Annotated in this window: 19 protein-coding genes and 1 tRNA gene; 12 read left to right on the top strand and 8 right to left on the bottom strand. The window is 66.5% G+C overall.

The genetic code is table 11. The features are described from left to right. Window positions 1–18: 18 nt before the first annotated feature. Together LTA6_RS15150 and LTA6_RS15145 are read right to left on the bottom strand one after the other, a co-directional pair. Window positions 19–585: a hypothetical protein gene (locus LTA6_RS15150; RefSeq protein ID WP_341974569.1), complete on the bottom strand. Its 567-nt coding sequence runs from the start codon at window positions 583–585 to the stop codon at window positions 19–21. Between the two features lie 73 nt (window positions 586–658). Continuing rightward, window positions 659–734, bottom strand: a tRNA-Val gene (locus tag LTA6_RS15145). A 153-nt stretch (window positions 735–887) separates the two neighbouring features. Here LTA6_RS15145 and aceE point away from each other — a divergent pair. The 6 genes from aceE to LTA6_RS15115 all read left to right on the top strand — a co-directional run bounded on the left by aceE (window position 888) and on the right by LTA6_RS15115 (window position 8,513). After that, a complete protein-coding gene (aceE, locus tag LTA6_RS15140; protein ID WP_341974568.1) occupies window positions 888–3,614 on the top strand; it encodes a pyruvate dehydrogenase (acetyl-transferring), homodimeric type in 2,727 nt (908 codons plus the stop codon). Between the two features lie 31 nt (window positions 3,615–3,645). Further along, window positions 3,646–4,848, top strand: a complete 1,203-nt coding sequence (locus tag LTA6_RS15135; protein ID WP_341978407.1) for a helix-turn-helix domain-containing protein — start codon at window positions 3,646–3,648, stop codon at window positions 4,846–4,848. 94 nt (window positions 4,849–4,942) lie between these two features. After that, entirely contained in the window at window positions 4,943–5,863 is a 921-nt protein-coding gene (locus LTA6_RS15130; protein WP_341974567.1) for an ACP S-malonyltransferase, read from the top strand. Beyond that, a complete protein-coding gene (locus tag LTA6_RS15125; RefSeq protein WP_341974566.1) occupies window positions 5,860–6,861 on the top strand; it encodes a beta-ketoacyl-ACP synthase III in 1,002 nt (333 codons plus the stop codon). Before LTA6_RS15130 ends, LTA6_RS15125 begins: the two co-directional genes overlap by 4 nt. Window positions 6,862–6,928: 67 nt before the next feature. Further along, window positions 6,929–7,177 carry an acyl carrier protein gene (locus tag LTA6_RS15120; protein WP_102192880.1) on the top strand — a complete coding sequence of 83 codons (249 nt, stop codon included), beginning with the start codon at window positions 6,929–6,931 and terminating at the stop codon, window positions 7,175–7,177. 97 nt (window positions 7,178–7,274) lie between these two features. After that, window positions 7,275–8,513, top strand: a complete 1,239-nt coding sequence (locus tag LTA6_RS15115; RefSeq protein WP_341974564.1) for a beta-ketoacyl-ACP synthase II — start codon at window positions 7,275–7,277, stop codon at window positions 8,511–8,513. A gap of 69 nt (window positions 8,514–8,582) precedes the next feature. Here the strand turns inward: LTA6_RS15115 and LTA6_RS15110 are convergent, their stop codons facing one another. Continuing rightward, the gene (locus LTA6_RS15110) at window positions 8,583–9,248 is read right to left on the bottom strand and encodes a YczE/YyaS/YitT family protein (RefSeq protein ID WP_407358190.1); all 666 of its coding nucleotides are present in this window, start codon (window positions 9,246–9,248) and stop codon (window positions 8,583–8,585) included. A 95-nt stretch (window positions 9,249–9,343) separates the two neighbouring features. Between LTA6_RS15110 and LTA6_RS15105 the strand changes: the two genes are divergently transcribed. Continuing rightward, window positions 9,344–10,747 (top strand): PLP-dependent aminotransferase family protein, encoded by a 1,404-nt coding sequence (locus LTA6_RS15105; protein ID WP_341974561.1) that lies wholly within the window; start codon window positions 9,344–9,346, stop codon window positions 10,745–10,747. 153 nt (window positions 10,748–10,900) lie between these two features. Here the strand turns inward: LTA6_RS15105 and LTA6_RS15100 are convergent, their stop codons facing one another. Then, entirely contained in the window at window positions 10,901–11,404 is a 504-nt protein-coding gene (locus LTA6_RS15100; RefSeq protein ID WP_341974560.1) for a DUF3145 domain-containing protein, read from the bottom strand. A 171-nt stretch (window positions 11,405–11,575) separates the two neighbouring features. Further along, window positions 11,576–12,349 (bottom strand): hypothetical protein, encoded by a 774-nt coding sequence (locus tag LTA6_RS15095; protein WP_341974559.1) that lies wholly within the window; start codon window positions 12,347–12,349, stop codon window positions 11,576–11,578. Window positions 12,350–12,524: 175 nt separating this feature from the next. Between LTA6_RS15095 and LTA6_RS15090 the strand changes: the two genes are divergently transcribed. The 3 genes from LTA6_RS15090 to LTA6_RS15080 all read left to right on the top strand — a co-directional run bounded on the left by LTA6_RS15090 (window position 12,525) and on the right by LTA6_RS15080 (window position 16,159). Then, window positions 12,525–14,528, top strand: coding sequence for a DUF262 domain-containing protein (locus LTA6_RS15090; protein ID WP_341974558.1), 2,004 nt, complete (start codon window positions 12,525–12,527; stop codon window positions 14,526–14,528). 70 nt (window positions 14,529–14,598) lie between these two features. Then, a complete protein-coding gene (locus tag LTA6_RS15085; RefSeq protein ID WP_341978405.1) occupies window positions 14,599–15,822 on the top strand; it encodes an alpha/beta fold hydrolase in 1,224 nt (407 codons plus the stop codon). A 55-nt stretch (window positions 15,823–15,877) separates the two neighbouring features. Then, window positions 15,878–16,159 carry a hypothetical protein gene (locus tag LTA6_RS15080; protein WP_341974557.1) on the top strand — a complete coding sequence of 94 codons (282 nt, stop codon included), beginning with the start codon at window positions 15,878–15,880 and terminating at the stop codon, window positions 16,157–16,159. 54 nt (window positions 16,160–16,213) lie between these two features. Here the strand turns inward: LTA6_RS15080 and LTA6_RS15075 are convergent, their stop codons facing one another. The 3 genes from LTA6_RS15075 to glgA all read right to left on the bottom strand — a co-directional run bounded on the left by LTA6_RS15075 (window position 16,214) and on the right by glgA (window position 18,566). Next, complete coding sequence (locus LTA6_RS15075; RefSeq protein ID WP_341974556.1) at window positions 16,214–16,468, bottom strand: type B 50S ribosomal protein L31; 255 nt, start codon at window positions 16,466–16,468, stop codon at window positions 16,214–16,216. A 110-nt stretch (window positions 16,469–16,578) separates the two neighbouring features. Continuing rightward, a complete protein-coding gene (locus LTA6_RS15070) occupies window positions 16,579–17,364 on the bottom strand; it encodes an ABC transporter ATP-binding protein (protein WP_341974555.1) in 786 nt (261 codons plus the stop codon). Window positions 17,365–17,381: 17 nt separating this feature from the next. Further along, on the bottom strand, window positions 17,382–18,566 hold the full coding sequence (gene glgA / locus LTA6_RS15065) for a glycogen synthase (protein ID WP_341974554.1): 1,185 nt from the start codon (window positions 18,564–18,566) through the stop codon (window positions 17,382–17,384). Window positions 18,567–18,612: 46 nt separating this feature from the next. Between glgA and glgC the strand changes: the two genes are divergently transcribed. Together glgC and serB are read left to right on the top strand one after the other, a co-directional pair. Beyond that, complete coding sequence (gene glgC / locus LTA6_RS15060; RefSeq protein WP_341974553.1) at window positions 18,613–19,857, top strand: glucose-1-phosphate adenylyltransferase; 1,245 nt, start codon at window positions 18,613–18,615, stop codon at window positions 19,855–19,857. Between the two features lie 31 nt (window positions 19,858–19,888). Then, complete coding sequence (gene serB, locus LTA6_RS15055; RefSeq protein ID WP_407358189.1) at window positions 19,889–20,524, top strand: phosphoserine phosphatase SerB; 636 nt, start codon at window positions 19,889–19,891, stop codon at window positions 20,522–20,524. The last annotated feature ends 25 nt before the right edge of the window (window positions 20,525–20,549 follow it).

Raw genomic sequence — 20,549 nt, 5'->3', positions numbered from 1 at the left:
GTGCTTCCTCCCGGTACGTCAGGACAGGTTCGACAGGGCAGTGAAGAAGTCGGATATCGCCCCGGCGCGGCCTGGGCGACCCAGCTTCTCGAAGATGGTGAGGGCGATCTCGTCCGTCGCATCCAGTCCGACAAGGTCGGTGCGAAGGTACTGAAGCACGCCGTTCTGACGTCCCTTCGAGAACGTGACGATCAGGGAGCCGTCGCGGAGCACGTCGGCCTTGCTGCTCGAGGTGTGGCGCAAGACGTAGTGCCGGCCTCGGAGCTCGATCACGATGCTCTTGGTCGAACGCTTCCCGTCCGCCGCACCCGGCGTCAGAGTTCCGGTGTCACCGCTGCCGGGCAGTTCGAACGGAACAGGTCTTCGGGCGAACGTGAGCTGCGGCCCGTTGTCTTCGAACGCCTTGTTCGTCGTGGAGTTCATCCTGTCGGCGAAGGGTCCGGTGAAGGTCTCCGTCGGTTTGATCGGCACGCGAGCCTGTCGAGCACCGGCGGGGTCCAGCACGTCCATATGCGTACGGTCGTCGTCCACGACGACACGCCAGCCTGCGGAAGTCGGTCGGAGCCAGAGCGGGATTTCAGTCACCGTTCGATCCTCGCAGGTGCAGCTCTGTCCGCACTCCCGGCGGAGCAGGCGATCTCAGTGCAACGAGGAACTGTGGTGGGCCCTGCCGGGATCGAACCGACGACATCCACGGTGTAAACGTGGCGCTCTACCAGCTGAGCTAAAGGCCCTGACCCGATCAGTCTATCCATGCCACAGTGATCCGCGTCGTCGTAGAAGAGGGCTAGGCTGATTCCGGCGTGCGTTGTGTCGAGTCGACAAGACTCCCCCGCGTCGCTTCCCGTTTCCCGGCGAGAACCGCCAGCTTGACGAAAGGCTCCACCGTGACCGTCCACGACCAGGATCCGTACTCCCAGGGCCCCCTCGACAGCGATCCGGAAGAGACCGGTGAGTGGCAGCAGTCGCTCGACGAGCTGGTGGACTCGAAGGGCCACGGACGTGGCCGCGAGATCATGCTCAGCCTTCTCAAGCGCTCGAAGGAGCTGCACCTCAACGTGCCGATGGTCCCGACCACGGACTACATCAACACCATCGCCTCGGAGAACGAGCCCGACTTCCCCGGCGATGAAGACGTCGAGCGCCGCTACCGCGCCTGGATGCGCTGGAACGCCGCTGTCATGGTGCACCGCGCGCAGCGTCCCGGCATCGGCGTCGGCGGCCACATCTCCACCTACGCATCGTCGGCCGCGCTCTACGAGGTCGGCTTCAACCACTTCTTCCGCGGTGCGGACAACCCCGGCGGCGCAGACCAGATCTTCGTCCAGGGTCACGCCTCCCCCGGGATCTACGCCCGTTCCTTCCTCGAGGGCCGGCTGAGCGAGGACAACCTCGACGGTTTCCGTCAGGAGCAGTCCCGTGCGCCGTTCGGCATCCCGTCCTACCCGCACCCGCGCCAGATGTCGGACTACTGGCAGTTCCCGACCGTGTCGATGGGCCTCGGCCCGATCAACGCGATCTACCAGGCCATGTCGAACAAGTACCTGGAGAACCGCGGCATCAAGGACACCTCCGCATCTCAGGTGTGGGCGTTCCTCGGCGACGGCGAGATGGACGAGGTCGAGAGCCGTGGTCAGCTCCAGGTCGCCGCGAACGAGGGCCTGGACAACCTGAACTTCGTGATCAACTGCAACCTGCAGCGCCTCGACGGCCCGGTCCGCGGCAACGGCAAGATCGTCCAAGAGCTGGAGTCGTTCTTCCGCGGCGCCGGCTGGAACGTCATCAAGGTGGTCTGGGGCCGCGAATGGGATGACCTGCTCGCACGCGACACCGAGGGTGCGCTGCTGAACATCATGAACGTCACTCCGGACGGCGACTACCAGACCTTCAAGACGGAGTCCGGCGCCTACATCCGCGAGCACTTCTTCGGCCGTGACGAGCGCGCAGCCGCCCTGGTCAAGGACTACACCGATGACCAGATCTGGCAGCTCAAGCGCGGTGGCCACGACTACCGCAAGGTGTACGCCGCGTACAAGGCCGCCGTCGAGCACAAGGGCCAGCCGACCGTCATCCTGGCGAAGACGGTCAAGGGCTACGGCCTGGGTCCGCACTTCGAGGGCCGCAACGCGACCCATCAGATGAAGAAGATGACGCTGGACAACCTCAAGACGTTCCGCGACACGATGCACATCCCGATCACGGATGCGCAGCTCGAGGAGAACCCGTACCTGCCCCCGTACTACAACCCGGGCGCTCAGGACGAGACCATCCAGTACATGCTGGAACGACGCAAGAACCTCGGCGGATACCTGCCGGAGCGCCGCTCCACGCATGTCGGGCTGTCGCTTCCGGATGACTCCGCGTACGCCCTCCCCAAGAAGGGCTCCGGCTCGCAGGAGATCGCCACGACGATGGCGTTCGTCCGACTGCTGAAGGACCTCCTGCGGTCCAAGGACTTCGGTCACCGCATCGTGCCGATCATCCCGGACGAGGCACGCACCTTCGGCATGGACGCGTACTTCCCGACGGCGAAGATCTACAACCCGAACGGCCAGCACTACACGTCGGTCGACCGTGAGCTGCTCCTCGCCTACAAGGAGAGCCCGCAGGGCCAGATCATCCACGTCGGCATCAACGAAGCGGGCGCTCTCGCCGCCTTCACCGCGACCGGAACGTCGTACGCCACGCACGGCGAGCCGCTGATCCCGATCTACATCTTCTACTCGATGTTCGGCTTCCAGCGCACCGGAGACGCCCAGTGGGCTGCTGCCGACCAGATGGCCCGCGGATTCATCATGGGCGCCACAGCCGGTCGCACGACGCTCACCGGTGAGGGGCTGCAGCACGCGGACGGGCACTCACACCTGCTCGCCTCGACGAACCCCGCCACGGTCTCCTACGACCCGGCATACGGCTACGAGATCGCGCACATCGTGCGTACCGGACTCGAGCGCATGTACGGCGGGAACCACCCCGACCCGAACGTGATGTACTACATCACTCTGTACAACGAGCCGATCGTTCAGCCGGTCGAGCCGGAGAACGTCGATGTCGATGGCATCGTCCGTGGCATCCACCGCGTCTCCGAGGGCACCGGCGAAGGACACCGCGCGCAGCTGTTCGCCTCCGGCGTCGGTCTGCCCTGGGCGCTCGAGGCCCAGGAGCTGTTGAAGAACGACTGGGGTGTCGTCGCAGATGTCTGGTCGGTCACGTCGTGGACCGAGCTGCGCCGCGACGGCCTCGCCGCCGACGAGCACAACTTCCTGTACCCGAACGAGCAGCCGCGGACGGCCTACCTCACCGAGAAGCTGCGGGATGCTCAGGGACCGGTCGTCGCGGTCAGTGACTTCATGCACGCCGTGCAGGATCAGATCCGCCCGTGGGTGCCGCAGCGGTACGCGACGCTCGGAGCCGACACGTTCGGCTTCTCCGACACGCGCGCGGCAGCGCGTCGCTTCTTCAAGATCGACGGCCCGTCGATCGTGGTGCGCACGCTGCAGTCGCTTGCCGACGACGGCGTCGTCGATCGTTCGCTCGCCGCTCAGGCCATCGAGAAGTATCGACTGCACGACGTGAACGCCGGGACCAGCGGCAACGCGGGCGGCGAGAGCTGAGCTCTCGGTGACAGGTTCGTCCCGCACGGCCATGGACAAGGCCGCAACTCTCACCTGGCTGCGCCGGATCTCCGGCGACATCGCCTCGGTGACGATCAAGCGGCTCGAGGACACCCTCCCGTGGTACGCCGATATGCCACCGGCCCGCCGCTCTGCGGTCGGGCTGGTGGCTCAGGCCGGCATCACGTCGTTCATCCAGTGGTACGACGACCCGACCTCGACCCCCTGGATCGCGGCGGACATCTTCGCCGCGGCGCCGCGGGAGCTGTTGCGCAGCGTCAGCCTTCAGCAGACGCTGCAACTGATCCGCGTGACGGTCGAAGTCACCGAGGAGCGCGTCGCCGGCAGGGGCGACAGCATCCGTGAGGCGATCCTGCTGTATTCACGCGACGTCGCTTTCGCCGCCGCCGACGTGTACGCCCGCGCCGCGGAAGCCCGCGGACTCTGGGACGCACGCCTCGAAGCGCTGGTCGTCGACTCGATCCTCACCGGTGAAGCCGATGAGGAGCTGCCCAGCCGGATCGCCGCTCTCGGCTGGCACGGTCACGGAGAGGTCGCCGTCCTCGTGGGCACGACTCCTCCGCAGTTCGACGTCGACCAGGTGCGCCGAACCGCCAGGAAGCTCGCCGTCGACGTGCTGATCGGGGTGCAGGGTTCCCGTCTCGTCCTCGTGCTCGGTCGCGCGCGCATCGCGGGTCACGAGAACGAGGAAGAAGACGACGAGCTGGCGTTCCTGGAGATCGCCGCCCGCCTGGAGCCGTTGTTCGGCCCTGGCTACGTCGTGCTCGGCCCCGCTGTCGCCGCTCTCGTGGATGCCAGCCAGAGCGCTCGCGCCGCACTCGCCGGTTTCGCGGTGGCCCGTGCCTGGCGGAGCGCCCCGCGCCCGGTCGAGGCCGACGATCTGCTCCCCGAGCGCGCCCTCGCCGGCGACCCTCTCGCGAAGCAGACCTTGATCGAACGCATCTTCCGCCCGCTGCAGGCACATTCGACCGACCTCGTGACCACCCTGTGGAGCTACCTCGACAACGGCCGCTCCCTCGAGGCGACGGCCCGCGAGCTGTTCGTGCATCCGAACACGGTCCGATACCGTCTCAAGCGCGTCAGCGAGGTCATTGGCTGGGACGCCACGGGGCCCCGCGAGGCGTTGATCCTGCAGACCGCGCTGATCCTCGGTTCCATCGGCGCCGCCGATCAGGTACGGCGCCGTCCCGGGTTGCGCCGCACCCCGCGCTGAGACCCGCGGGTACTGTGCGCCACACACAAGGGTTTCTCGCAATCTTGTGATGGATCATCCACCGCTCGCCCCCGATCATTGGCAGACTGGGGGTGTGATTGTCGTCGTATGCCCAGGTCAGGGTTCGCAGACCCCCGGTTTCCTCTCTCCGTGGCTTGAGTTGGACGGTGCGGCCGAGCGCCTCGCCGGCTATTCCGAAGCCGCCGGCGTCGATCTGCACGAGCACGGCACCGTCTCGGATGCCGACACGATTCGTGACACGCGCGTCGCACAGCCGCTCATCGTCGCGGCATCACTGATCGCCGCAGACGCCCTGGCCGCCCGCGCCGGACGCTCGGCCGACGGCATCGCCGGCCACTCGGTCGGAGAGATCGCCGCACTCGTCGGCAGCGGGGTTCTCGACGCCGAGACCGGAATGCGTCTGGTCGGCATCCGCGGCCGTGCGATGGCGGATGCCGCCGCCCAGACCCCGACCGGCATGAGCGCCGTCCTCGGTGGCGACGAGCAGGCTGTGCTGGAACGACTCGCCGAACTGGACCTCTCCCCCGCGAACTACAACGGCGGTGGCCAGCTGGTCGTCGCCGGCGCCCTCCCCGCGCTCGCCGCTCTCGCCGCGGAGCCGGTTAAGGGAACCCGCGTCATTGCGCTGCAGGTCGCCGGGGCGTTCCACACCGCGTACATGGCATCGGCCGTCGCCGCCCTCCGCGATGCCGTCGACACGGTCACGCCCGCCGATCCCCAGATCACTCTCTGGACGAATCGTGACGGTTCCGTGGTCAACAGCGGCGTCCAGGCTCTCGACTACCTCGTCGATCAGGTCTCCTCGCCGGTGCGCTGGGATCTGTGCATGGCGTCGTTCGCCGAGCAGGGCATCACCGGACTCATCGAACTCGCGCCCGCCGGCGCCCTGACGGGCCTCGCCAAGCGCGGCCTGCGCGGTGTGCCGACGGTCGCCGTGAAGACCCCCGAAGACCTCGATGCGGCCGTCGCGCTGCTGAATGGAGAAGCCGCATGAGCCCGACGCTGACTCAGATCACGGGTCCCGCGTTCACGCGGATCTACTCCTTCGGCGCGGCTCGCGGCGAGATCGCCGTGCCGAACGACGACCTCGTCGGCCCGATCGATTCCAGCGACGAGTGGATCCAGCAGCGCACCGGCATCATCACGCGCACCCGTGCGGTCAAGGAGACCGATGCGATCGATCTCGCGACCGCCGCTGCGACGGAGGCGATCGAGAAGGCCGGAGTTCCCGCCGACCAGATCGACCTGGTGATCGTCGCCACCATCAGCAACCCCAAGCAGACTCCCTCGGTGTCCGCCATCGTCGCCGATCGCGTCGGATCGAACCCGGCGGCCGCCTATGACATCAACGCCGCGTGCGCCGGTTACGCCTACGCAGTGACGCAGGCCGACGCGCTCATCCGGGCCGGGGCCGCTCGCTATGCCCTGGTCATCGGCACCGAGAAGCTGTCCGACGTGGTTGACCCGACCGATCGCAGCATTTCGTTCCTCCTCGGCGACGGCGCCGGCGCCGCCCTCATCGGCCCCAGCGACACACCGGGAATCGCCCCGGCCGTATGGGGGTCCGACGGCTCCAAGGCGGATGCCGTCGGCATGAACCACACCCTCACGGACTTCCGCGACGGCGTCGCGCCATGGCCCACCCTGCGTCAAGAAGGACCAACGGTGTTCCGCTGGGCGGTGTGGGAGATGGCGAAGGTCGCCCGCCAGGCGCTGGAGAAGGCAGGGATCGAGGCATCCGACCTTGCAGCCTTCATCCCGCATCAGGCCAACCTGCGCATCATCGACGAGTTCGCCAAGCAGCTGAAGCTGCCGGAGACCACGGTCATCGCGCGCGACATCGAGACGACGGGCAACACCTCGGCGGCCTCCATCCCGTTGGCGAGCCACCGCCTGATGGCCGAGCACCCCGAGCTGTCCGGCGGGTTGGCGCTGCAGATCGGCTTCGGCGCCGGACTCGTGTTCGCCGCACAGGTCGTCGTCCTCCCCTGAGAACGCCCGACCTTCTCTAGACTGTTCCACGGTTCCGAATACAACCCGCAAGAAAGAGGAAGACCACATGGCTTTCACCAACGATGAGGTCCTCGCTGGCCTCGCAGAGCTCATCACCGACGAGACCGGCATCTCCGCAGACGAGGTCGCACTCGAGAAGTCGTTCACCGACGACCTCGACATCGACTCGATCTCGATGATGACGATCGTCGTCAATGCCGAGGAGAAGTTCGGCGTCACCATCCCCGACGACGAGGTCAAGAACCTCAAGACCGTCGGCGATGCTGTGAACTTCATCGTCGCGGGCCAGGAGTAATACTGCAGGATGCCACCTCCGCCCTGCGCGGGGTGGCATCCTTCCTGCCTCCCCTCGACATCCGCTCGACACCCGTTCGACAAGGAACCACACCCCCATGACCAAGCGCATCGTCGTCACCGGCATCGGCGCCACCTCCGCCATCGGCGGTACGGCACCGGAGAACTGGACCAACCTGCTCGCCGGGATGTCCGGCACCCGCACCCTCGAGCACGACTGGGTGCAGAAGTATGAGCTTCCGGTCACCTTCGCGGCCGAGGCGATGGTGCGTCCGGAGGAGATCCTCCCCCGCCACGAGGCCAAGCGCCTGGACCCGTCTTCCCAGTTCGCGCTGATCGCCGCCCGCGAGGCGTGGGAAGACGCCGGATCCCCCGAAGTCGCGCCAGAGCGTCTCGGCGTCGACTTCGCCACCGGCATCGGCGGACTGTGGACGCTGCTGGACGCCTGGGACACGCTCAGGGAGAAGGGCCCCCGACGCGTGATGCCGCTGACGGTCCCGATGCTGATGGCGAACGCCGCAGCCGGCAACCTGTCGCTGCAGTTCCATGCCCGCGCGTACGCGCAGACCGTGGTCAGCGCCTGCGCCTCCAGCACCGAGTCGCTCATCCATGCTTTCCACCATCTTCAGGACGGTCTCGCGGACGTCGTGATCGCCGGTGGCGCCGAGTCGGCGATCCACCCGATCACGATGGCGTCCTTCGCTTCGGCGCAGGCCCTCTCGCGCCGCAATGATGACCCCGCGACCGCCTCGCGCCCCGGTGCGATCGACCGTGACGGCTTCGTCATGGGCGAAGGCGCCGCCGTGCTGATCCTCGAGACCGAAGAGCACGCCAAGGCGCGCGGCGCGAAGATCTACGCCTACCTCGTCGGCGGCGGCATCACGGCCGATTCGTACCACATCACCGGCAACGACCCCGAGGGCTGGGGCGCGGCGCGCGCCGTCACGCAGGCTCTGGAAGAGGCCGGAGCCAGCGCCGACCAGGTGACTCACATCAACGCCCACGCGACCTCGACGCCCGTCGGTGACCCGAACGAGTACGTCGCGCTGAAGCGCGTGTTCGGCGACCGGATCGACGAGATCCCGGTCTCGGCGACCAAGGCCTCCACCGGCCACCTCCTCGGCGGAACAGGCGCGCTGGAGGCCATCTTCACGATCCTCGCTCTTCGCGATCGTGTCGCACCGCCGACGATCAACATGACCGAACAGGACCCTGCCGTTCCGTTCCGTCTGTCCGGAGAAGCGCAGCCTCTGGGCGACGGCCCGCAGCTCGCCATCAGCAACTCGTTCGGCTTCGGCGGCCACAACGCCGTCGTCGCGTTCGCGAGCGCCGACTGACCGACGTGCATACGACGAAGGCCCCGGGAATCGCTCCCGGGGCCTTCGTCGTTCTTGCCGTCGTCGGTCTCAGTACGAATCAGCGGGAACGAGCCGACGCGATCGTTGCTCGCCGAGCCGGGTGATCCTCGGCAGGAACCATCCGATGAGCGGCCCGACGCCCAGGGCGAAGAGCACCGTGCCGACGCCCACGGGGCCGCCCAGCAGGAAGCCGACGAGGAGGACGCTGCCTTCGATAAACGTGCGCACGATCCACACCTTCCACCCGGTGACCCGGACGAGTCCGGTCATCAACCCGTCACGCGGGCCGGGACCGAAGCGCGCGGCGATGTAGAGCCCGGTGGCGAACGCGAGCAGCACGAGTCCGAGAACGAAGAGCGGCGCCCCGACCCACACCGAGGGCACCGGCGGGAGCAGCCACAGCGTGAGATCGGCGCTCGGGCCGACGAGAAGGGCGTTGAGCACCGTTCCCAGACCGAGGCGTTGGCGCAGCGGGATCCACAGCAGAAGAACTGCGACGGCGACGAGATTCGTGATGAGTCCGTACCCGAGTCCGGTCTGACCGGAGATGCCCAAGGAGAGCACGTCCCACGGCGCGACGCCGATGCCACCGCGGAGCATCAGTCCGAGCGCGACTCCATAGAGGAAGAGTCCTACCAGGAGCTGGAGGATCCTCTCGACGAGGTCGCGCCGGCTGCTGGCGACGACAGGAAGGAAGACGGTACGCAAGAGCATTCTCCTATCGTGCCGCTCTTGGGGGTGACGATTCCCGGACCACTCGATGCAAAGTGGTCTGATCATCTCGTGCCACTTTCCGGCAGACTGTAGGCATGGGATCACGATTGGTCGAACTGCTGGGTGCGCAGCACGTGGCAGGGTCCAGCGCGTCGCGTCTGTCGGATCAGATCCGCGCGCTGATCCTCGACGGGCGCCTGACCGTGGGAGAACGCCTGCCCAGTGAGCGCGCTCTCGCCCTGGAACTGCGCCGATCTCGATCCACGATCACCCGCGCGTACGACACGCTCGACGTCGAACGCTACGTGGACCGCGTTCATGGCGGTGGCACGCGGGTCACCCTTCCTGGCAGCCATCTCTCACCGGGCCCGGCCGTCGGCGACGAGGCGATCGACATGTCCATCGCCTCGATGGATTCGACTCCGGGTCTCTACGATGCGACCGTCCGCTCCCTGCCTCAACTGGCGGCGCTCCGGGGATCGAGCGGATATCTCCTGCAGGGGCTACCCGAACTGCGCGAGGCCGTGGCACGGCGCTTCACGGAACGCGGCGCGCCCACCTCAACGGACGAGATCGTCATCACGGCCGGCGCCATGCACGCTCTCAACCTCGTACTGACGACGATCGGGCGGCGCGGCGACCGTGCGCTCATCGAACAGCCGACGTTCCCCCACGCGATCGAGGCCCTCCGTCGCCACGGATATCGCATGCAGGCCACACCCGTGGAGGTCGATGGGTGGGACGCGGGGCACGTCACGGACATCCTCCTCAGCGCCAGGCCTCAGGCGGCGTACCTGATCCCCGACTTCCACAACCCCACTGGGGCCACGATGACGGATGCTGCGAGAGAGGTCATCGCGACGACCGCACGCAGCGCGGGAACGCTCCTGATCGTCGACGAGACGACAGCGGAACTCGACATCGATCGGGGTTGGTCCCCGAAGCCGATGGCCTCGTTCAGCCCCGACATCATCACGATCGGATCGATGTCGAAGCTGGCGTGGGGCGGTATGCGCATCGGCTGGATCCGCGCAGATCGACGCCTCGTCGCCCGCCTCCTGGCCGTGCGCTCCTCCTACGACCTCGGCACCGCGTTGCTGGAGCAGTGCATCGCGGCAGAGCTGCTGACCGACCTGCCGTCGCTGAGGGCACATGTCCGCGCGCGGCTGAGCGCAGGGCGAGCCGCTGTGGCTGATGCTCTGGAGGGTTTCGACGGGATCCGGATGCCACGCACACCGGGTGGACTCTCGGCGTGGGTGGACCTCGGGGCGCCTGTGTCGACGGCGTTGTCTCTCGCAGCCCGCGATCGCCAGCTGATCCTGCCGCCCGGCCCTCGCTTCGCAACAGGCGGTGTCCTCGAGCGCAAGGTGAGGATCCCGATCTCGTTTCCCCCGAAGCAGGCTGCAGAAGCCATGGAGCGGCTTCACCTCGCCTGGGATCACATCTCTCAGAGCGATGCGACGGCGATCGGGGAACTGCCCCGCACGGCAGTGATCTGATGACGATGATGAGGACCCCGCCCCCTCTGGGGCGGGGTCCTCATCATGCGGAGTGGGGATACGATTTCTCAGCGTCCGGGATGATTCACCGGCATCCGATACTCACGCCTCCCCCGCTCCGAGTCTTGGGGCCAGTCCATCGCTGTCGCGGGACTAGCCCACTTTGTGGAGCCAGACGACGCGTGCATCGTCGCTGGCGTGGCGGAACGGCTCCAGTTCTTCGTCCCACACGGAGCCGAGGGCGACATCGAGCTCACGCTGGAGTTCGATCGCGCTGCCGGCGGCGATCTCCATCGCGTACCGGATGCGGTCTTCCCCGATGACGATGTTGCCGGCCGCATCGGTCTGCGCGTAGTGGATGCCGAGGTCTGGCGTGTGCAACCAGCGTCCGCCGTCACTGCGCGGGGTGGGGTCCTCGGTGACTTCGAAGCGCAGATGCTCCCAGCCGCGAATGGCCGTCGCGAGCACAGCGCCCGTGCCGACAGGGCCGTCCCAGTAGAACTCCGCGCGCTGGGCGCCTTCGAGGACGGGCTGCTCAGCCCAGTCGAAGTTCACTGCTCGACCAATAGCGCGACCCACCGCCCATTCGAGGTGCGGGCAGAGCGCGCGTGGTGCGGAGTGGATGTACACCACTCCGCGTGCGTAAGCCGTCGCCATGATCTCTCCGTTTCATCAGGTGCGTCTTCCCCAACGACCTGAGCCAACGAAGTGGCGAGAATATGCGGTTATGCGCCCATTCTCGCCCAGTCGGGCGGAAATCACAAGCATGTGATTCATACGACGGAAGCCCCGGTCTCGCGACCGGGGCTTCCGAGTGCAGAACGAGGGTCAGGCCTCGCTCATCGCGAGCTTCACCTGCTGGCCCTTCGCCGCGTAGTAGGCGGCGCGGGCGGCATCCTTGCGTGCCTGCTCGATGTAACCGGCCTCGAGAACCTCCTGCGGAACCTCGACATTGGGAACGTCGTCGGTGCCCTTGTACTTCTCGATGTAGGCGTCGAGCTCGGGGCCGGACGTCCACGAGGTGATCAGGTTGTAACGCGGCTCGGTGCCGACGTGGGTCGCCGCGTGCCAGAGGCGCTGCGTGTCGATGATCAGCTGCGCGCCGGCCGGGAGAGCGATGCGGTACTCGATGCTCGGATCGGTGCGGTTCTCACGCAGGACGAAGAAGCTGTCCTTGTCATCGGTGAGGTTGAAGAAACCGCGCACGACCCAGCCGGTGCCGTCCGGGTTCAGGCGGTTGTTGTCGTCCTGGTGCAGGTTGTAGAGGCACTCACCGTAGGGAGTCGGCTGCAGTTCGATGACCCGGCAACGGCCGACGTTCGCGCCTGGCTCCTGTGCGCGACGTGCCAGGTTCGGGGCCTTGGCGACCTGCGAGTCGATCCAGACGCCGTCCTTGTCGGTGCGCGGCGGCTTGTGGTTCCAGAAGCCGTTGCACTCGATGTCGCCGAAGGCGCTGGCGAGCGGCGCGAACCGCGTATCGCCAGATGACTTCCAGTCGTTGTACTCGATGTCCAGCCACTCTTTGGGGTCGAGGTCCTGGTTGTAGCTGTCGAGTACGACGAAGCCCTTTTCTTCGAGGGCAGCGGATTTGATGTAACCCATGATCTGAATCATGTCCTTTCATCGGGGGCCAGCACGTTTTAACAGGCCCTGATAAGGCAAGCCTAACAGCGAAGTCCGCGCGTTCCCCGGAGGTCGCCGTGCACGAGCGAATAGACTGATCGGGGCACCAGGCGAGTCCTCGGCGCCCGGCACTACGGGAGGACGAGACACCAGCATGAGCACTGCGACCAACGTCGAGGCGACAGCAGTCAACACGATCGAATGGCTCGCAGCGGGCTCCACGACGATCGTCGTGCCGGTGTATCAGAGGCAGTACCGATGGGACATCGGCGGTTGCGAGCAGCTGCTCACCGACATCCGTGCAGTGGCAGGCGAAGACGACGCGCATCGGCATTTCATCGGCTCCATCCTCTCTGCCGAGAGCCCGGCGGATGCCGCGACCGACCTGATCCTCATCGACGGCCAGCAGCGCATCACCACCGTGATGCTTCTGGTCGCGGCCCTCCACCACTCGATCAAGGGCTCCGATCCGGCGCTGGCCGCCGAGCTCGAGCGCGTGCTGGTCCGACAGGACGACCCCACACGCACCAAACTGCGTCCGCACGATGCCTGGGCCGAGCTGTACGAGTCGGTGGTACTGGACCGCCGGGGCGACACCGATCGCGAGTCGCGCTTCGACGACAACTACGCCTTCTTCCGCAGTCAGGTGCACGTCGAAGACGTGCCGCAGATCTGGCGTGGGCTGCAGAAGCTCGAGCACGTCTCGATTACTCTCGGAACCGCGGCGAACGCTCAGCAGATCTTCGAGAGCCTGAACTCCACGGGTGAGCCACTCCGGGATCACGAACTCATCCACAACTACATCCTGATGGGTCTCACGCACGCCGAGCAGCTCGACGTCGAGGAACGCTTCTGGTTGCCGATCGAGCAGCACACCGGTCAGGCGATCGGTGCGTTCTGGCGGCACTACTTGGTCATGACCACCGGACGCGAAGTCGCAGCGAGCGGCGAGCACGGCGTGTACAGCGCGTTCCGGCAGTCGTTCCCTCGTGTCGACCTCGAGCACCTCCAGGCGGATGCCGAGATCTGGCGGCACTACGCGGAGATCTACGGCATCCTGCTGGATCCTTCGCTGGAGCAGGATCCCGAACTCGCCCGGCAGCTTCGGTACGTGAACACGTTCGGCCGCGCCGGGTACCCGCTGGTGATGAACGTCTACAGCGACTATGTCCGCGGAGTCGTCGGTCGCGACGAGCTGATCCAGACGCTGGAGTGGATTCAGGCGCTCTACCTGCGACGGACCCTGGTGAACCTGCCGAACGAGCGTCTCATAGCCCGGCTGTGCCGCGCGCGCATCGAGGGCCGCGAGTCGCTGATGCGCGCCTTCTCCCGGATCACCCCCTCGGACGAGCGAGTGAGCGCCGTGCTGAAGTACAGCGAGCTCCCGTACGCCGCATACGTGCTGGGCCGACTCGAAGGCGTCGACGATCCCGCGGATTACGACGTCGAGCACATCGCGCCGGCGGCGCCGGGCGATGCCTGGTCCGGTGACGGCGTCCGACCGTGGAGCGAGTTCACCGACGACGAGCAGAACAGCCATCGCGCGCTCGCACCGACTCTCGGAAACCTCACGCTTCTCGAGCAGCCGCTCGCACAGAGGGTGTTCGGAGCGTCGTACTCCGTCAAGCGGGCCGAGGCCTATGCGCGCAGTTCGGTGCCCGCGACCCGAGAACTCGGAGAGGTCGCTTCCTGGGGCACTGCGGCGATCACGGGGCGTACCGTGCAGCTCACTGCAGAGCTCTTGCAGATCTGGGCGCGCCCGGAACTCCCCGAGATCGACGACGACGGCCTGACCCCGATTCTCGATGCCGTCCGCAGGCGTGGATGGCCCGCCGGATGGGACCGGGAGTTCGATTACGTGGAGTACCGCGGCGAACGCTGGGAGGTCTTCGACGTCAAGCACCTCTTCAACCGGGTGCTCCGCAGAGCCTGGACCGACACCAGAGAAGCGGCGGTGGCGTACTGCGCTCGCCACGGCGGGCCGATCTACGACGCGATGGCATGGAAGGGACAGTGGGATGAGCTCGACGAGTCGCATTTCCTCTACATGGGCTGGGACTCCAACTACATGATGAGCGCGGTGCAGGGAGTGCTCGAGGAGTCCGGACTCGCGCCCGAGGTCTTCGTCAAGTACTCCTACATCGCCGACGTGATGTAGGTTCCTCGGACGAATGCGCGCGCTCGGCCGACGATATGCTCGAAGTGTGAGCACCGTTGCCCGTCGCATTATGGACCTGACCATCGAAGAGCACACGCTCACCGTCCCTCTGGTCTGGTCGGATCCGGCCGACAGCCGCACGATCGACGTCTTCGCCTCTGTGGTGTCGCGCGACGGCGGAGAGGCCCTCCCGTATCTGGTGTTCCTCCAGGGCGGGCCCGGATTCGAGGCTCCGCGACCCTTCCATTCCTCCACGTCGCCGGCGTGGCTCGACGAGGCTCTGGCCCACTACCGCGTGGTCCTGCTGGATCAGCGCGGTACCGGACGCTCGACCCCCGTGAGCGATGCCGACCTCGAGCAGGGCAGCGCGGCGGTGGCCGAGTATCTGACTCATCTGCGCGCGGACTCGATCGTGCGCGACTGCGAGGCGATGCGACAGCACCTGGGGGCTGCGACCTGGACCGTGCTGGGTCAGTCCTTCGGCGGATTCACGACTCTCGCCTACCTCTCCACCGACGCCGCATCCCTCGAGCACGTCTTCATCACCGGGGGCCTCAGCGCCATCGGCCGGCATCCCGATGACACCTATGCGCTCTGCTACGACAAGATGCGCGCAGCATCCGAGCAGTACTACCGGCGGTTCCCTGAGCACCGCGATGCGATGCGCCGCCTGGTCGACCACGCGGATGCCGGGCGGATCACCCTTCCGGACGGCGAGATCGTCTCGGTGTCACGCCTGCGTTCCCTTGGCTCGGCGCTGGGAACGAACGAGGGCTGGCAGACCGTCTGGTCGTTGCTGGAGCTCGACCCCGGATCGAATGCGTTCCGCCACGATCTGATGCATGCGATGCCGTACACCGGCCGCAATCCGCTGTATTTCGCGTTTCACGAATCCAGCTATGCCGACGGTCACGCCACTCGCTGGTCGGCCGAGCGCACCGAGCCGAGCGACTTCGCCGCCGACCCGACGCTGTTCACCGGCGAGCACATCCGCCGCGAATGGACCGAGACCGTGCCGGCCTTCCAGCCGTGGCGTGACGTCGCCCTGGAGCTCGCCGAGTTCGAGTGGCCGCGCGTGTACGACGCCACGGCGATCGCGGCATCCGATGCCACCGGCGCCGCTGCCGTCTATGTGAACGACGTCTACGTGCCGATGGAGTACTCGCTGGAGACGGCGCGGCTGCTGCCCGGCGTGCAGCTGTGGGTCACCAGCGAGCACGAGCACAACGGTCTGCGTTCCGGCCCGGTGCTCTCGCGCCTCATCGACCTCGTGCAGGACCGGCGCATCCGGTGAGCAGATCCCCCGTACGGGGGATGCCACGACGGTGCGAGCGGCGTACGGTGGCCTCATGAAGGACGTGGTCGGTTGGTTCTACGTCGCCGTGGTCGCAGGCATGGGACCCGGCCTGATCGTATTCGCGATCGTCCGCAGCCTGTCGAAGAAGTCGGTCGAAGAGAAGTATGACGGCACCGGCGGCGGGTTCGGCGGATCGTTCGACGCGATCTGGATGCCGTCGGCCTACGAGGCGGGCATGGAGCGCGACCGGCAGACGAAACGCACCGCCCCCGCCCCGTCTCCTGGCGACCCGCCGAGCAAGATCGACGGCGATCGCATCACGATCGAACTCTGAGCGAGACGACAAAGGCCCCGTGCTCCGAGGAGCACGGGGCCTTCGCGGCAATGATTACTTGGAGCCGCCGAAGCCCTTGAAGCGCTGGTTGAACTTCTCGACGCGACCGGCCGAGTCCATGATGCGCTGCTTGCCCGTGTAGAACGGGTGCGAGGCCGAGGAGATCTCGACGTCGATAACGGGGTAGACCACGCCTTCGAGTTCGATGGTCTTGTCGCTGGACACCGTGGAGCGGGTGAGGAAGGTCTCGCCCGAACCGAGGTCGCGGAACACGACAGCCTGGTAGTCGGGGTGAATGTCAGTCTTCATGGGATTCCTTACTTGGTGCCCTGGATTGTGCCAGGGCGCGGGAAGTCTGCGGTGCAGTGAGCACCAAGGTTCGAGTCTAGCAGTCCTTCGACGAGCTCAGAAACCCGAGCTCAGGACTGCGCTCGAGCGGCGTAGCGACCGTCTTCGCTGCTGAGGGTGATCGGCATGCCGAAGGTCTCCGTCAGCGTTTCGGCGGTGAGCGTGTCGGCGACCGGACCGGCCGAAACGACCTGACCGTCGCGCAGCAGCATCACATGTGTGAAACCGACGGGGATCTCTTCGACATGGTGCGTGACCATGAGCATCGCCGGCGTGGTGGGAGACGACGCGTACCCGCTGAGCAGGGCGAGCAGCTCCTCCCGGGAACCGAGGTCGAGCGACGCCGTCGGCTCGTCGAGGAGCAGGAGCTCGGGGTCGGTCATCACCGCGCGCGCGATCTGTACGCGCTTCTGCTCGCCGTCGCTCAGGGTTCCGAAGGTGCGGTCGGCGAGGTGCTCGAGACGCCAGTCGCCGAGCACACGCAGCGCGCGGCGCTCATCGATGTCCTCGTAGTTCTCGTTCCAGCGCCCGAGCACCGAGTACGCGGCGGTGAGCACGGCATTCAGCACTGTCTCGTCGCGCGGGACCCGCTTGGCCATCGCGGATGACGCGAAGCCGATGCGCGGACGCACCTCGAACACGTCGGTGCGGCCCAGAGTCTCCCCCAGCACCGTGACCGTTCCGGAGGTCGGGTGCATGAGCGTGTCGGCGAGCTGGAGCAGGGTCGTCTTGCCCGCCCCGTTCGGTCCGAGGATCACCCATCGCTGATCATCGGTGACCTGCCAGGTCACGTGATCGATGATGTTGCGCCCCTCGCGGCGCACGACGACGTCGGTGAGGTCCAGAGCGATCGGCATACCGCCAGCCTATCGGCTCAGGAGGTGAGCTCCGCGTAGAGCGCGCGCGTGGTGTCGGCGATCGCGGCCCAGCTGAAGTCCGTTCGAGCGCGCTCGCGCCCGGCCTCCCCATACGCCTTCGCCCGTTCCGGATCCGAGACCACTTCGGTGAGCACCGCCGCGAGGTCCGCGACATAACGCTCCGGATCGACCGGAGTGCCGGTGCCGTCCTGCACCTGCTCGATCGGCACCAGGCGACCGGTGATTCCGTCTGCGACGACCTCGGGGATGCCACCCGTCGCCGTGCCGACGACCGCGGCCCCGCACGCCATCGCCTCGAGATTGACGATGCCCAGCGGCTCGTAGACGGACGGGCAGACGAACGTGGTCGCCGCCGTGAGGATGGCGGAGAGCTGCTCCCGCGGAAGCATCTTCTCGATCCAGATCACGCCATCGCGAGTCTCCTGGAGCAGTCGGACGCCCTCCTGCACCTCGGCCATGATCTCCGGTGTGTCCGGCGCACCGGCACACAGGACGAGCTGAACCTCCGGCGGCAGCCGTCGAGCCGCCTGCAGCAGATACGGAAGACCCTTCTGCCTGGTGATGCGTCCGACGAAGACGACCGAAGGCCGATCCGGATCCATGCCGACGCTCTTCAGGAAGTCGGTGTCGTGCACGGGGTGCCAACGCTCGACGTCGATGCCGTTGTGGATCACCCGCACCCTGGCCGGATCGACATTCGGGTAGCTGCGCAGGATGTCTGCCCGCATCCCGGCGCTCACGGCGATGACGGCCGCAGCGTTCTCGTATGCCAGCTTCTCGATGCCGCTGGACACGGCGTAACCGCCACCGAGTTGCTCCGCCTTCCAGGGGCGGAGCGGCTCCAGGCTGTGAGCGGTCAACACGTGAGGAATGCCGTGCAGCTGGGAGGCGAGGTGACCGGCGAAGTTCGCGTACCAGGTGTGGCTGTGCACGACATCCGCGTGCTCGATGGCCGCCACGATCTCCAGATCGGTGCCCAGAGTCTGCAGAGCCGCATTCGTGTCGGCCAGTTCCGTCGGCGTGCCATACGCATAGGTGTCGGCTTCGTCGCGCTTTTCACCGAAGGCGCGAACACGCACATCGATGCTCTCTCGAAGCGCGGCAACGAGCTCCGCGACATGCACGCCGGCACCGCCATAGATCGCAGGCGGATACTCCTTGGTGATCATCTCAACTCGCATGATCGAACGCTAGTACACGACGGGTTTTGCCCTCTAGGGTGGAGCCATGTCCGCTCCAAAGAAGGTCTTCGGGATCATCCTCGCCGGCGGCGAGGGCAAGCGCCTCATGCCACTCACGGCCGATCGCGCCAAGCCTGCAGTGCCGTTCGGCGGACAGTACCGATTGATCGATTTCGCGATCTCGAACCTGATCAATTCCGGGCTGCGTCAGATCGTCGTCCTGACGCAGTACAAATCCCACAGCCTCGACCGACACATATCGCAGACGTGGCGGATGTCGGCCCTGCTGGATTCGTATGTGACTTCCGTTCCGGCTCAGCAACGACTGGGCAAACGCTGGTTCTCCGGTTCCGCCGATGCGATTCTGCAGAGCCTCAACCTCATCAGCGACGAGAAGCCCGACATCGTCGTCGTGATCGGTGCCGATCACGTGTACCGGATGGACTTCCAGCAGATGCTGGATGCGCACATCGAATCGGGCGCGAAGGCGACGGTCGCCGGCATCCGCCAGCCTCTCGCCATGGCCAACCAATTCGGCGTGATTGACACGGATCCCGAGGATGCCGGGCGCATCAAGCGGTTCCTGGAGAAGCCCTCCGATGCCGTGGGTCTTCCGGATTCACCGCACGAGGTGCTGGCGTCGATGGGTAACTACATCTTCGATGCCGACGCCCTCATCGAGGCGGTCGAGGTCGACGGCGAATCACCGACCTCCGGACACGACATGGGCGGCGACATCGTCCCCTACTTCGTGGATCGCGGCGAAGCCGGCTTCTACGACATGAAGCAGAACGACGTTCCTGGGTCCTCGCCGCGCGACCGTTCTTACTGGCGCGATGTCGGTACGATCGACTCGTTCTTCGATGCCCACATGGATCTCATCTCGGCGCTGCCGATCTTCAACCTGTACAACATGGACTGGCCGATCCACTCGCAGGCCGTCAATTCACCGCCAGCGAAGTTCGTGCGCGACTCCGTCGGGCGGATCGGTAACGCGATCGATTCCATCGTGTCTTTGGGATCTGTGCTCTCCGGAACGCATCTGGAACGCAGCGTTGTGGGTCCTTGGACGCTCGCGGCGGGCGGCTCGACCATCACGGACTCCGTGGTGTTCGACCACGTCCAGGTCGGTTCGGGAGCGCGGGTGCACCGAGCGATCCTCGACAAGAACGTCGTCCTGGCCGACGGTGCCACGGTCGGCGTCGATCGCGATCGCGACCTGGCGCGCGGATTCACGGTCACCGATTCCGGGATCACGGTGGTCGGCAAGGGCGTCTTCATCGAACGCTGAGTCGGGCCGTGTTGGCACTACGCTCGATCGGGTGACCTCCGCGCGCTTCCTCGTCGTCCTCGATGCCGATTCCACCCTCATCCGCAACGAGGTGATCGAATTGCTCGCCGACGAAGCAGGTCGCGGCGCAGAGGTGCAGGCGGCGACCGAAGCCGCGATGCGCGGTGAAGTCGACTTCGCGGAGAGCCTGAGGTCCCGGGTCTCGGCACTCAGCGGCGTCCCCGTGGAGGCGTTCGCACGCGTCCTGGCACGTATCGAGCCCACGCCGGGTGTGCGCGAACTGACCGCCGCCGTTCATGACCGCGGCGGCGTCGTCGGTGTCGTCTCCGGCGGATTCCACGAGATCCTCGATCACGTGGCGCCGTCGCTCGGCGTGGATCGCTGGCGCGCCAACCGGCTGGACGTCGTCGACGGCGTGCTCACCGGGGCGGTCGACGGCGAGATCGTGGATGCTGCAGCGAAGGCCGCTTCTCTGCAGGAATGGGCTGCCGAACTCGGCGTCGCCCCGCACGCCACGCTGGCGATCGGCGACGGCGCGAACGACCTTCAGATGATGACGGTCGCCGGCCTCGGAATCGCCTTCAATGCGAAACCCGCAGTCCGCGCGGCTGCCAGTCTGGTCATCCGCGACCAGGATCTTTCCGAAGTCATCCCGCTGCTCCCCTAGTCCCTTCAGGCGCGGGCCGCGAGTA

The organism is Microbacterium sp. LTA6 (genome assembly GCF_045690355.1).
Classification (GTDB): Bacteria; Actinomycetota; Actinomycetes; order Actinomycetales; family Microbacteriaceae; genus Microbacterium.
This window is presented reverse-complemented; position numbering and strand designations above follow the sequence as displayed.